Annotated in this window: 10 protein-coding genes; 7 read left to right on the top strand and 3 right to left on the bottom strand. The window is 72.5% G+C overall.

The genetic code is table 11. From position 1 onward, the window contains the following. Positions 1-63: 63 nt before the first annotated feature. Complete coding sequence (locus ABZ808_RS24600; protein ID WP_357010784.1) at positions 64-1,362, top strand: DUF2314 domain-containing protein; 1,299 nt, start codon at positions 64-66, stop codon at positions 1,360-1,362. A gap of 129 nt (positions 1,363-1,491) precedes the next feature. On the opposite strand, the gene gcvT is transcribed toward ABZ808_RS24600, so the two are convergent. Continuing rightward, on the bottom strand, positions 1,492-2,616 hold the full coding sequence (gene gcvT / locus ABZ808_RS24595) for a glycine cleavage system aminomethyltransferase GcvT (protein WP_357010782.1): 1,125 nt from the start codon (positions 2,614-2,616) through the stop codon (positions 1,492-1,494). Between the two features lie 163 nt (positions 2,617-2,779). Here gcvT and ABZ808_RS24590 point away from each other — a divergent pair, with 163 nt between their 5' ends. Then, positions 2,780-4,354 carry a leucyl aminopeptidase gene (locus ABZ808_RS24590; protein WP_357010780.1) on the top strand — a complete coding sequence of 525 codons (1,575 nt, stop codon included), beginning with the start codon at positions 2,780-2,782 and terminating at the stop codon, positions 4,352-4,354. A gap of 54 nt (positions 4,355-4,408) precedes the next feature. Here ABZ808_RS24590 and ABZ808_RS24585 read toward each other — a convergent pair whose 3' ends face one another. Further along, entirely contained in the window at positions 4,409-4,738 is a 330-nt protein-coding gene (locus ABZ808_RS24585; protein WP_357010778.1) for a hypothetical protein, read from the bottom strand. Positions 4,739-4,917: 179 nt separating this feature from the next. On the opposite strand from ABZ808_RS24585, the gene lpdA reads away from it, so the two are divergent. Together lpdA and sucB are read left to right on the top strand one after the other, a co-directional pair. Then, positions 4,918-6,309, top strand: a complete 1,392-nt coding sequence (gene lpdA, locus ABZ808_RS24580) for a dihydrolipoyl dehydrogenase (protein WP_357010777.1) — start codon at positions 4,918-4,920, stop codon at positions 6,307-6,309. A gap of 64 nt (positions 6,310-6,373) precedes the next feature. Next, on the top strand, positions 6,374-8,185 hold the full coding sequence (sucB, locus tag ABZ808_RS24575; protein ID WP_357010775.1) for a 2-oxoglutarate dehydrogenase, E2 component, dihydrolipoamide succinyltransferase: 1,812 nt from the start codon (positions 6,374-6,376) through the stop codon (positions 8,183-8,185). Between the two features lie 104 nt (positions 8,186-8,289). Here the strand turns inward: sucB and ABZ808_RS24570 are convergent, their stop codons facing one another. Next, the gene (locus tag ABZ808_RS24570) at positions 8,290-9,225 is read right to left on the bottom strand and encodes an SDR family NAD(P)-dependent oxidoreductase (protein WP_357010773.1); all 936 of its coding nucleotides are present in this window, start codon (positions 9,223-9,225) and stop codon (positions 8,290-8,292) included. Positions 9,226-9,416: 191 nt separating this feature from the next. Between ABZ808_RS24570 and ABZ808_RS24565 the strand changes: the two genes are divergently transcribed. The 3 genes from ABZ808_RS24565 (at position 9,417) to ABZ808_RS24555 (ending at position 12,791) form a co-directional block, all read left to right on the top strand. Next, entirely contained in the window at positions 9,417-10,754 is a 1,338-nt protein-coding gene (locus ABZ808_RS24565; protein WP_357010771.1) for a low temperature requirement protein A, read from the top strand. A 74-nt stretch (positions 10,755-10,828) separates the two neighbouring features. Then, entirely contained in the window at positions 10,829-11,752 is a 924-nt protein-coding gene (locus tag ABZ808_RS24560) for an LLM class flavin-dependent oxidoreductase (RefSeq protein WP_357010769.1), read from the top strand. 40 nt (positions 11,753-11,792) lie between these two features. Further along, on the top strand, positions 11,793-12,791 hold the full coding sequence (locus tag ABZ808_RS24555; RefSeq protein ID WP_357010767.1) for an aldo/keto reductase: 999 nt from the start codon (positions 11,793-11,795) through the stop codon (positions 12,789-12,791). The last annotated feature ends 61 nt before the right edge of the window (positions 12,792-12,852 follow it).

Below are 12,852 nucleotides of genomic sequence, written 5' to 3'. Positions count from 1 at the left end.
GGGCTGGGCCGGCCGGGTAGCGTTCGGCTCGACAGCACCGGCGCCGCCACCGGGGGAACCCACATGCTCATCACGGACGACTTCCTGCCCGTACCGGTCCCGGAGTCGCTCAGCGCGACCTACCTGGTGCCGATGGCAGGGCTGCCGAAGGTCAGCGCCAAGACCGCGGTGGCGGCGCTGACCGGCCGGCTGGCCGAGCCGGTGCACGGTCTCGCCCGGCAGATGCTGGACAGCCCGCTGATGAGCGTGGACACCCGGCCGATCAGCGAGTTCCCGGAGCTTCCGCCCGATCTGCTCACCGCGTTCGGCGCCACCGAGGCGCAGCTGGCCCGGCTGGCCGCGGCGACCCACCTGGTCGTGGTGCAGGCCGAATACCGGCCCGGTTGGCCGCCCGCACACGAGTGGGCGGCACGGGCGGTGGCGGCGGCGGTGGCCGAGTCCGTCGACAGCGACGTGGTGGACGTCTTCGGCCTGCAGTTCCTCGACCCGGCGACGGCGCTGCGCTCGCTCCCCGACGAGCACGGCCGGATCCGGCTGGTCGACTGGGTGCTGGTGCCGTACTCCTCGGACACCGAGGGGCTGTGGTTCACCACCAAGGGGCTACGCCGTTTCGGCCTGCTGGAGTTGCAGACCCAGGGGGTGCCCGACCACCTCACCCGCGCCTGGGGTGCGGTGATGACCGGTGCGGCTCGCCGGCTGCTGCGGGACTGGACCGACGGCCTCGCCGGCTCGGAGGTGCCCGCGTTCGTGCAGCTCCCGGTGCTGGCGACGGTGACCGGGCACGACATCGCCGTGGCGTACGGCAACCCGGAGCAACACGGCGCGACCGCGCCGGTGCTGCTGCGCCTGGAGCTGGACCCGGCGACCGACCCGGAGGCCGACTCGTTCCTGAGCCTGCGCCCGCCGGCCGGGCATCCGGGTTCGGACGGGCGCTACTACGCCGCCGCCTGCGCGACGTTGTTCTCCGGCATCCAGCCGGACGTGCGCTACGCCCGCTCGGGTGACGCGATGAGCCGGGCGGTCGCCACCGCCCGGGCGGCACTGGGTGACGCCCGGGCTCGGCTCGTCGCCGGTCACCTGCCGCCGGAGTCGCAGCTGGTGGTCAAGTACGGCCTGCCCGGCGACGACGGCCCGGAGTACGTCTGGGCGGGCGTCACCTCGTGGGAGGCCCCGGAGCGGATCGTCGGCGTCAGCGCCAGCGACGCGGCCACCGATCCGAGCGTGCGGATCGGCGCTCCCGTGGTGGTGGAGGCGACCGACGTGGTCGACTGGGCCGTCCTGGACGCCACAGGCGTCATCGAGGGCGGCTGGACCCAAGCCGTCCTGGACTCCGGCGAACCCCCAACCCCCAAAACCCCCTAACCCCACCCCCACTCCCCCGCCCCGCCCACCCGGGTGATCATGAAGTTATTGCCTCCGCCGTCGGCGTGTCGCGGCAATAACTTCATGATCAACGGGGGTCAGCGGGGGTGGGGGGCGGGGTGGGTGGGGTTACTTGACTGAGGGGGTTACGAAGGGGGGCTTGGTTAGGGTTAGGGGGGCTTTGCGGCCGCGGATGTCGATTTCTACCTCGTCGCCGTCGGTTAGGTTGGCGTCGGTGTTCAGTAGGGCCAGCGCTATGCCCTGCTTGCGGGTTGGCGAGAAGGTGCCGCTGGTCACCTCGCCGACCTGCGTGTCGCCGACGTGCAGGGTCATCCCGGGGCGCGGAATGGCGCGGTCGACGGCAACCAGGCCGCGCAGCGTACGTCGGGGACCGGCGGCCTTCTCGGCGAGCAGCGCGTCGCGGCCCCAGAAGGCCGGCTTGTCCCAACCCACCGCCCAGCCCGAGCGGGCCTGCACCGGGGTGATGTCCAGCGAGAGGTCCTGCCCGTGCAGCGGGTAGCCCATCTCGGTGCGCAGCGTGTCCCGCGCGGCCAGCCCGCAGGCGCGCAGGTCGAAGCCCGCACCGAAGAGCGCGTCCCACACGGTCACCGCGTGCTCGGCCGGCACCACCAGCTCGAAGCCCAGCTCGCCCGTGTAGCCGGTCCGACAGACGGTCAGTTTCACCCCGGCCAGGCTGGCGGCGGAGAAGCTCATGTAGCCGTGCTCGGTGGGCAGGCCGAGTGCGGCCAGCAGCTCGCCCGAGCGGGGGCCCTGCACGGCCAGCACCGCGTACGCCTCGTGCTCGTCGGTGACGGTGACCCGCTCCGGCGCGGCGGCGCGCAGCCGGCGCACCACCTCGGCGGTGTTGGCGGCGTTCGGGATGAGGAAGACGTGGTCGTCGGCGTACAGGTAGGCGATGATGTCGTCCACCACGCCGCCGGTGGCGTCGTCGCAGCAGAGCGTGTACTGCGCCCGCCCCGGCCCGATCCGGCCGAGGTCGTTGCTGAGGCAGGCGTTGACGAAGTCGGCCGCGCCAGGCCCCGTCACACGGGCCTTGCCCAGGTGCGACACGTCGAAGACCCCCACCGCGGTACGCACCGCGGTGTGCTCCTTGAGCACCCCGCCACCGGCGTACTCCAGTGGCATTTCCCAGCCCCCGAAGGGGGCGAACTTGGCGCCGGCGGCGGTGTGCCGCTCGTGCAGCGGGGATCGGCGCAGCCGGGTCACGGCGGCGGCGGAGGTCACGTCGGTCATGGGTGGCAACTTACCGGGGACAACACCGCTGGTTAGCATCGGCGGCGACCCCGTCGGCGTCATCGACGGGACAGCCCTGATGTCCGGCGGGTAGGTTCCGTCGGAGACCTTCACCGCCGGTACGCGACGCCGCGACCGGCCCGGCCCGCCCGGAGTAGCTTCAGTGACATCCCCCCGCACCACCATCCTGAGCCTGGTCGACACCGACCCGGCGGAGCTCGCCGTCGACGCGATCGTGATCGGCGTGCACAGCCAGACCGGAGAGCAGGGCGCCACCAGCGGCCTCGCCGGCACCCTGCTGCTCGCCAGCGGCGCGGAGAGCATCGCCGCCGCGTTCGACGGCAAGCTGACCGAGACGCTGGCGCTGCTCGGCGCGACCGGCGCCCCGGGCGAAGTGATCAAGCTGGCCACGCTCGGGACGGTCACCGCCCCGCTGGTCGCCGCCGTCGGGCTGGGTCCGGAGCCGTCGGGCGCCGCCCCGGCGCCGGAGGCGCTGCGCCGCGCGGCCGGCTCGGCGATCCGGGCCGTGGCGGGCGCGTCGAAGGTGGCGCTGGCCATGCCGCTGCCGGACGACGCGGACGCTCCGGCCGCGCTGCGCGCGGTCGCTGAGGGAGCGCTGCTCGGCGGGTACCGGTTCGCCGGTTACAAGACCCGGCCGCAGCCGACCCGGCGGGAGCCGGTGGCCGAGGCGCTGATCAGCGTGCCGGACGCCGCCGACGCGGGCGCCCAGGCGGAGATCACCCGGGCGCAGGCGGTGGCCGGCGCGGTTCGACTCAGCCGGGACTGGGTGAACACCGCCCCGAACGAGCTGCGTCCGCCGTCGTTCGCCGACGCCGTGGCCGGTGCCGCCCGTGACGCGGGCCTCGACGTCGAGGTGCTCGACGAGGCGGCGCTGGTCGCTGGCGGGTACGGCGGCATCGTCGCGGTCGGGCAGGGTTCGGAGGCTCCGCCGCGGCTGGTGAAGCTCACCTACACCCCGCAGGGCGGCGGCAACGGCAAGCGGGTCGCGCTGGTCGGCAAGGGCATCACCTTCGACACCGGTGGCATCTCGATCAAGCCCGCGCAGGGCATGTGGGAGATGAAGTCCGACATGGCGGGCGCCGCCGCGGTGGGTGCCGCCATGCTGGCGATCGCCGCGCTCAAGCCGGCGGTGGCGGTCAGCGCCTACCTGCCGATGGCGGAGAACATGCCCTCGGGCAGCAGCTACCGGCCGGGCGACGTGATCAGCATGTACAACGGCAAGAAGGTGGAGGTGCTCAACACCGACGCCGAGGGCCGGATGGTCCTGGCCGACGCCATCGCCCGCGCCTGCGAGGACGGCACGGACTACCTGTTCGAGACGTCCACGCTGACCGGCGGCCAGGTGATCGCGCTCGGCAAGAAGATGGCCGGCGTGATGGGCACCCCGGAGTTGTGTGAGCGGGTCCGGACGGTCGGCGACGCCGTCGGCGAGCCGGCCTGGCCGATGCCGCTGCCGGACGACGTGCGCAAGGGCATGGAGTCCGAGGTGGCGGACATCTCGCAGGTCAACGCCGGGATGGACCGCGCCGGGCACATGTTGCAGGGCGGCGTGTTCCTGCGGGAGTTCGTGGCCGACGGCGTGGCCTGGGCGCACATCGACATCGCCGGGCCGGGTTACCACTCGGGTGAGCCGACCGGCTACTGGACCAAGGGCGGCACGGGTGTCCCCGTCCGCACCCTGGTGCAGCTGGTGGAGGACGTCGCCGCCAACGGCTGACCGTCGCGCGGGTTTCCGGGGCGTCCCCACGTGGGGGCGCCCCGGTTCGCGTTCTCAGTACCGCTCGGGGCGGCGCTTGCGACGCTCGTTGAAGTCACGCATCCGCTGCGGGTAGCCCATCAGCCGGACGTCGTACACCGGGATGCCCATCCGGTACGCGAAGCGCCGCGCGCCGTCCGGGCCGTCGATGCGCCGGCGGGTCCACTCACCGTCGTCGGCGATCAGGATGACGGTGGTCTCGGTGACCGTCGTCCGCGGCTCGATGAACGCCTCGACGCCACGCCGGCTGCGGATGAAGGTTTCGAGGTGCTCCAGATCGCCACGATCGGCCGCGCGGTCGTGGCTCGGCACACGCTCCTGCTTGCGGCGTCGGAACAACCCCACCGATCATCTCCCCCAATGCCCCGTTGTCGACAACGGTGCCAAGGGTACGTGTCGATGACGTGTCGTTGGGCACCTCGGTACGCGCCCTGTGCCCAGTGGTGACAAGATGACCGAGGTGGGGTGTGTCCGTGTTACAACCCCGTGACCCCCGATGCAGCGACGCGACCTGGGAGTTGGACGTGAGCGAGCCGAACGAAGCGACCTTCGACATCGTCATTCTCGGAGGTGGCAGCGGCGGTTACGCGACCGCGCTGCGCGCCGTCCAGCTGGGCCTGAAGGTCGCGCTGGTCGAAAAGGGCAAGCTCGGCGGAACCTGCCTGCACAACGGCTGCATCCCGACCAAGGCCCTGCTGCACGCGGCGGAGATCGCCGATCAGGCCCGCGAGTCGGAGCAGTTCGGTGTGAAGGCCGAACTGATCGGCATCGACATGGCCGGCGTCAACGCGTACAAGGACGGCGTGATCGCCCGCCTGTACAAGGGCCTGCAGGGCCTGGTGGGCGGCTCGAAGAACATCACCTTCGTGGCGGGCGCCGGCAAGCTGGTCGGCAAGAACGTGGTCGAGGTGGACGGCAAGCGCTACACCGGCCGCAACATCGTGCTGGCCTCCGGCTCGTACGCGAAGAGCCTGCCCGGCCTGGAGGTCGACGGTGAGCGGATCATCACCAGCGACCACGCGCTCACCATGGACCGCGTGCCGTCGTCGGTGATCGTGCTGGGTGGCGGCGTCATCGGCGTCGAGTTCGCCAGCGTGTGGAAGTCCTTCGGTGTGGACGTCACGATCGTCGAGGCGCTGCCCCGGCTGGTGGCCGCCGAGGACGAGGAGTCGTCGAAGGCGCTGGAGCGGGCGTTCCGCAAGCGGAAGATCAACTTCAAGGTCGGCAAGCCCTTCGAGAAGGTCGAGAAGACCGAGAAGGGCGTCAAGCTCACCATCCAGGGCGGCGAGACCGTCGAGGCCGAGCTGCTGCTGGTCGCCGTCGGTCGCGGCCCGAACACCGCCAACCTCGGGTACGAGGAGCAGGGCGTCAAGATGGACCGCGGCTACGTGCTGACCGACGAGCGGCTGCGCACCAGCGTGCCGAACGTCTACGCGGTCGGCGACATCGTGCCCGGCCTCCAGCTCGCGCACCGGGGCTTCCAGCAGGGCATCTTCGTGGCCGAGGAGATCGCCGGGCAGACCCCGGCCGTGATCGACGAGGTCGGCATCCCGCGCGTCACCTACTGCGACCCGGAGCTGGCGTCGGTGGGCCTGACCGAGGCGAAGGCCAAGGAGCAGTACGGCGCCGACAAGGTCACGACGTACAACTACAACCTGGGTGGCAACGGCAAGAGCCAGATCCTCAAGACCACCGGCTTCGTGAAGCTGGTCCGGGTGGAGGACGGCCCGGTGGTCGGCGTTCACATGATCGGCGCCCGGGTCGGTGAGCTGATCGGTGAGGCTCAGCTCATCTACAACTGGGAGGCCTACCCGGCCGAGGTCGCCCAGCTCGTGCACGCCCACCCGACCCAGAACGAGGCCCTGGGCGAGGCGCACCTGGCCCTCGCCGGCAAGCCGCTGCACGCGCACGCCTGACAATCAACCGCGGCGTCCGGCGACGGGCGAAGATCCCACCAGGGGAATGAAGGAGTCTCAGAAAATGCCGGTATCGGTCACCATGCCCCGGCTCGGCGAGAGCGTCACCGAGGGCACCGTCACTCGCTGGCTCAAGCAGGAGGGCGACACGGTCGAGGTCGACGAGCCCCTGCTCGAGGTCTCCACCGACAAGGTCGACACCGAGATCCCGTCGCCCGCGGCGGGCGTGCTGAGCCGGATCGTGGTCGGCGAGGACGAGACCGCCGAGGTCGGCAGCGAACTCGCCGTCATCGCCGGTGAGGGCGAGTCGACCGGCGGCGGCGAGGCCGCCCCGCAGGAGCAGGCACCGGCCGAGGCGGTCGAGCCGGCCACCGAGCCGACGGCCGCCGCCGAGGGCACCGCCGACCAGGTCGCGCAGGACGAGGCCCCGGCCCAGGACGAGGCGCCGGCTGCGGCCGCCGCGCCGTCTGGCGAGGGCACCGCGGTGAAGATGCCGGCCCTGGGCGAGAGCGTCACCGAGGGTACGGTCACGCGCTGGCTCAAGCAGGTCGGCGACACCGTCGAGGTGGACGAGCCGCTGCTGGAGGTCTCCACCGACAAGGTGGACACCGAGATCCCGTCGCCGGTCGCCGGCACCGTTCTGGAGATCAAGGTCGCCGAGGACGAGACCGCCGGCGTCGGCGCCGAGCTGGTGATCATCGGTGCCGCCGGCGGGGCCCCCGCCCAGGCGAAGCCCGAGCCGAAGGCGCAGGCCGCGCCGAAGGCTGAGCCGAAGCCGGAGCCGAAGGTCGAGGAGCCGACCCCGGGCACGTCGTACAACGAGCCGGCCGCGGAGGCGGAGACCTCCCCGGAGCCGGCGAAGACCGAGCAGGCCGCGCAGCCGTCCGCGCCGACCGCCGCACCGCAGCGCCCGGCGCAGGGTGGCGGCGAGGAGGCCGCCGGGTACGTCACCCCGCTGGTGCGCAAGCTGGCCAGCGAGCACGGTGTCGACCTGGCCTCGCTCAACGGCACCGGCGTGGGTGGCCGGATCCGCAAGCAGGACGTCCTCGACGCGGCCGAGAAGGCCAAGGCCGCTCCCGCCGCCGCGCAGCCGACCGCCGCGCCGTCGGCGGCTCCGGCCAAGCCGGCCGCGAAGCCGCAGCCCAGCGGTAAGCGGGGCACCACCGAGAAGCTGCCGCGCATCCGCAAGGCCATCGCCACCCGGCTGCACGAGTCGCTGCACGAGATGGCGCAGCTCACCACTGTCGTCGAGGTGGACGTCACCCGGATCGCCAAGCTGCGGGCGCAGGCGAAGGACTCCTTCGTCCAGCGGCACGGCGTGAAGCTGTCCTTCCTGCCGTTCTTCGCGCTCGCGGCGATCGAGGCGCTGCAGACGTACCCGATCGTCAACGCCCGCATGGATCTCGAGGGCGGGACGATCACCTACCCGGAGGCCGAGCACCTCGGCATCGCCGTGGACACCGAGCGTGGGCTGTTGACGCCGGTCATCCACAACGCGGGCGACCTCAACCTGGGCGGCATCGCCAAGCGGGTCGCCGACCTGGCCGAGCGCACCCGGACCAACAAGATCAGCCCGGACGAGATCGCCGGGGCGACCTTCACGCTGACCAACACGGGCAGCCGGGGCGCGCTCTTCGACACCCCGATCGTGCCGTCGCCGCAGTCGGCGATGCTCGGCACGGGTGCCGTGGTGAAGCGGCCGGTCGTGGTCAACGACCCGGACCTGGGTGAGGTCATCGCGGTCCGGTCGATGGTCTACCTGGCCATGTCCTACGACCACCGGCTGATCGACGGCGCCGACGCGGCCCGTTTCCTGGCCGCGGTCAAGGAGCGGCTGGAGGCCGGCAACTTCGAGTCGGAGCTGGGCCTGGCCTGATCTCCGTAGCAACGCCGAGAGGCGCCCCGGTCGTTGACCGGGGCGCCTCTTCGTTCGGCTGGTGTCCGGGCCGCTCGCACCAGCCGGAGCCCGCGGTCGGGCTCTCAGCCCTTCAGGAGGGCCGTCGACGTCTGCCAGAGCCGCTCGGCGGCCTCCGGATCCAGCGCGTACCCGGCGACGCCGCGCCGCTCACCAGGCTGGGCCAGGCCGGCCTCCTGGCAGTCCTCGAAGTAGCGCCCACCGACCCCGTCGAGCAGCGGCGAGGTGGCGACCAGCACCGAGGTGGCGGCACCCTGTTCGACGGTCTTCCAGGCCGCCGCGTTGCCGGCGCGCATCCGGTTCAGCTCCTCCTCGGTGACGTACCGCTGGAGGTTGGTCTGGATCGCGCCGGGCATCAGCGAGTTGGCCAGGATGCCGTCGTCGGCCCAGCGGCGGCTCGCCTCCACCGCGAAGAGCACGTTGGCCGTCTTGGACTGCCCGTACGCCTCCCACGGCTCGTACGGCCGGCGCTCGTACTGGATGTCGTCGAAGACCACCGGGGAGCGCAGGTGGGCGGCGGAGCTGACCGAGACGATCCGGGCCCCGTCCGCCGCGGAGAGGGCAGGTCGCAGCCCGGTGGCGAGCGCGAAGTGCCCCAGGTGGTTGGTGGCGAACTGCATCTCCCAGCCCTGCGGGGTACGCGTCTCCGGTGCGGCCATAATGCCGGCGTTGTCGACCAGGATGCGCAGCGGGCCGTCCCAGTTGGCCACGAAGTCGGCGATCGAGCCCTGGTCGGCGAGGTCGAGCGGAGCGACCAGGACCTGGTCGTTGCCCGTGGTGGCGGTGATGTCGTCGGCGGCGCGCTGCCCGGCGTCGGTGTTGCGCACGGCCAGCGTGACCTGGGCGCCGACGCTGGCCAGGGCACGGGCGGTCTCCACGCCGATGCCGGACGACCCGCCGGTGACGATGGCCCGCCGCCCGCCGAGGTCCACGCCCTGGATCACGTCCATCGCGGTGGATTCATGGGTGAAAGGGGTGGTGATCGGGTTGCTCGTCGTCATTGTCCATCCTTGTCCGGGTGGGGCGGCCGTCGCAACCACGAGCGGCTGCTGGAGGCCGCGGTCCAGGCGTTTTCCCGCCCCGGGCCGGAGGTAACGCTCGACGCCGTCGCGCCGGAACGCGCGGCGCCGGCGCCGGCTGCCGGCTGACCCGTTCGGCCTCCGACCAGTCCGGACGCTGCCAGAGTGGGTTTGTGGGCGGCTTCCGACGACGTGGGCATCTGGGGCCTGCTGTCCCGATCGCCCCCGGCGCCCGGGTGGACAAGTTCGAGGTCTTCTTCGACCTGGTCTTCGTCTTCTCGTTCTTCATCATCACCCGGGCCACCGCCGCGAACATCTCCGGCCGGCAGCTGCTGCACGCCGGCCTGGTGCTCGCCGTGCTCTGGTGGTGCTGGGTGGTGCACAGCCTCGTCGCCACCCGGGTCCGGCTCGGCGAGGGCTACGTGCCGGTGCTGATGGTGGTCGCGATGGCCGCCCTGTTCTCGTTCGCGTTGGGGCTGCCGCAGGCGTTCAGCGACCCGAGGGGAGGCGCCGCCGGCCCGATGCTGGTGGCCGTCAGCTACGTCGTGGTCCGGGGCGTCCACATGATCTTGTATCAACATGTGGTGCGGGACAGCCCGCAGGAGCGCCGCCAGCTGCGCCGCTTCGCCCCGGAGCTGGTGGCGAGCATCGTGCTGCTGCTGGCCGCCGCGCTGATCCCGCCGCAGATCGCCGACACCGACCGGGCCGCGCTGGTTCGGGACGGGCTGTGGATCACCGTGGTGCTGTTCCAGTACGCCACCGGCTTCATCGTGGGCACCTGGGGCTGGGGTGTGACAAGCGCCGAACACTGGACCGAGCGGTACGACCTCATCCTGATCATCGCTCTGGGCGAGTCGGTGATCTCCACGGGCGTGGGCGGCAACCTGCTCGGTCAGCCGGTCACCTGGCCGGCGGTGACGGCCGCGACGCTCGGCATCGTGCTCACCGCCGCCCTGTGGTGGGCGCACTTCGACTTCATCGGGCCGGCCGCCCGGATCGCCCTGCACGCGGCCGAGGGCAGCCCCCGGGTGGCGATGGCCCGGGACGCGTACGCGTACCTCTACCTGCCGATGATCGCCGGGATCATCCTCTTCTCCATCGGCAGCGAGGAGATCCTGCACCAGGTCACCGACCCGGCCGGCGGGCCCGCCCAACAGATCCATGGACCCGCCGTGCCGATGCTCTTCGGTGGGTTGATCTGCTACTTCGCCGTCAACATGCTGTTCCAGCTCCGCACCCTGCACACCGTCACCTGGACCCGCGTCGGCGTGATCGTGGCGTTGGCGGTGGCCCTGCCGCTCGGCCAGTACCTGCCGGCGCTGGGCGCGCTCGCCCTCGCCACCGTGATCTGCGTCGGCCTGGTGGCCGTCGAGGTGCTGGTGATGTCGAGTTCCCGGCACGCGCTGCGGGCGGCCGTTTTCCAGGAGCGGACCACCCACGAGGCCAGCGATGCCGCCTGGCGGGCCCGCTGGCACGACGTCCACGAGCCGGACGAGCCCACCACCCCCTGACCAACCGACCGAGCGCTTCTCCCCTTGGCAGAACCGCTGGCCGTCCCGGTCCCGTGCCGGGCAGGCTGGGGCGCGTGATCACCTTCTCGGTGCAGGCAAGCCCGTCCGATGCCGCCGGCTGGTGCGACCTGGCCCGCCGGGCCGAGTCCGCCGGCTACGACGCGCTGCTGGTCGGCGACCATCCGGGCGGGGTGCCCGCGCCGTTCGTCGCGCTGGCCGCCGCCGCGTCGGTCACCTCGACCCTCGGGCTCGGCTCGTACGTCTCCAACGCCGGCGTCCGCGAACCGGCCCTGCTCGCCACCGACGTGGCCACCCTCGACCTGGTCTCCGGCGGCCGGGCCCGGCTCGGCATCGGAGCCGGCCACACCCCGGCCGAGTGGCGGGCCGTCGGACGGGAGCGCCCCGACGTCGCCGGCCGGGTACGCCGCTGCATCGCGGTGACCGAGGCGGTACGCGCGCTGCTGGCCGGCGACGAGGTCACCGTCGACTCCGCCGACCTGGTGATGCGTGCCGCCCGGCTGGACCGGCCCCACCCGGTGCGGCCCCACATCCCGCTGACCGTCGGCACGGCCAACACCGAGCTGCTGCGCTGGGCCGGGGCGTACGCCGACGTGGTCGGACTGACCGGCTTCGGCCGTACCCTCGCCGACGGCCACAGCCACGGCGTGCGCTGGCGGGCCGCGCAGCTCGACGCGCAGTTGGCCGCGGTCGCGGCCGGCGCGGCCGGCCGGGCCGAGCCACCGGCGTTGGAGGCGTTGGTGCAGCGGGTGGCCGTGGGCGACGGCGCGCGGGCCGCCGCGGAGCAGATGGCCGAGGAGACCGGCCTGCGGGTCGACGAGCTGCTGGCCAGCCCGTTCGTGCTGATCGGCAGCCCCGACGAGATCGTCGCGGCGGTGGCGGCTCACCGGCGGCGGTGGGGCGTCACCCGCTACGTGGTACGGGCCGACGCGCTCGATCCGCTGACCCCGCTGCTGCCCCGGCTGGCGGCCATCGGCTGACCCTTGACATGGAGCGCACTCCAGGTTGGAGGCTTGGCGCATGACGACGACACGGACGCTGGGATGCGGCGGCATCGAGGTCAGCGCGATCGGGATGGGTTGCTGGGCGATCGGCGGCCCGCTCTGGGGTGACGACGGGCAGCCGTTCGGGTGGGGTGAGGTGGACGACGACGAGTCGATCCGCACCATCCACCGGGCGCTGGACCTGGGGGTGACGCTGTTCGACACGGCCAGCAACTACGGCGCCGGGCACAGTGAGCTGGTCCTCGGTCGGGCCCTGGCCGGTCGTCGCGACGATGTGGTCATCGCCACCAAGTTCGGCAACGTCAGCGACGAGGCCACCCGGCGGGCGCTCGGCACCGACGCCAGCCCCGCGTTCGCCGTGCGCAGCCTGGAGGACTCGCTGCGCCGGCTCGGCACCGACCACGTGGACCTCTACCAACTGCACCTCAACGACCTGCCGGTGCCCGCCGCGCTCGACCTGGTCGGCACCCTGGAGGCCCTGGTCGACCAGGGCAAGATCCGGGGGTACGGCTGGAGCACCGACAACCCGGGCTCGGCGGAGGCGTTCGCGGCTGCCGGCCCGCACTGCGTCGCCATCCAGCACGACGAGTCGGTGCTGAGCGACAACGCGGCGGTGCTGGCGGTCTGCGACGAATACGACCTGGCCAGCCTCAACCGGGGGCCGCTGGCGATGGGGCTGCTCACCGGCTCGACCCGGGCGGTCGGCGCGGACGACGTACGCGGCCGGGCACCCGAGTGGTTGCGGTGGTTCACCGACGGCCGACCCACGCCCCGCTGGGCGGCACGGGTCGAGCAGGTCCGGGAGGCGCTCACCGCCGACGGGCGCACCCTGGCCCAGGGCGCGCTCGGCTGGCTGCTGGCGCGCAGCCCGCGTACGGTGCCGATCCCCGGCCTGCGCACGGTGGCCCAGGCGGAGGAGAACCTGGCCACCCTGGCGCTCGGCCCGCTGAGCCACGACGCGTACGCCGAGGTGGAGAAACTGCTAGCAGACCTACGCCCAACCCCTGCGGCCTGACGCGCTCCACCCACCTTCGTCGATCTTGCACTTGCTGCCCCGACAGAACGGACTTGCCTGG

This window comes from Micromonospora sp. NPDC047527 (genome assembly GCF_040643015.1).
GTDB lineage: Bacteria > Actinomycetota > Actinomycetes > Mycobacteriales > Micromonosporaceae > Micromonospora.
Note: the sequence above shows the minus strand (reverse complement) of the source record. Positions and strands in the feature narration are given on the sequence as shown.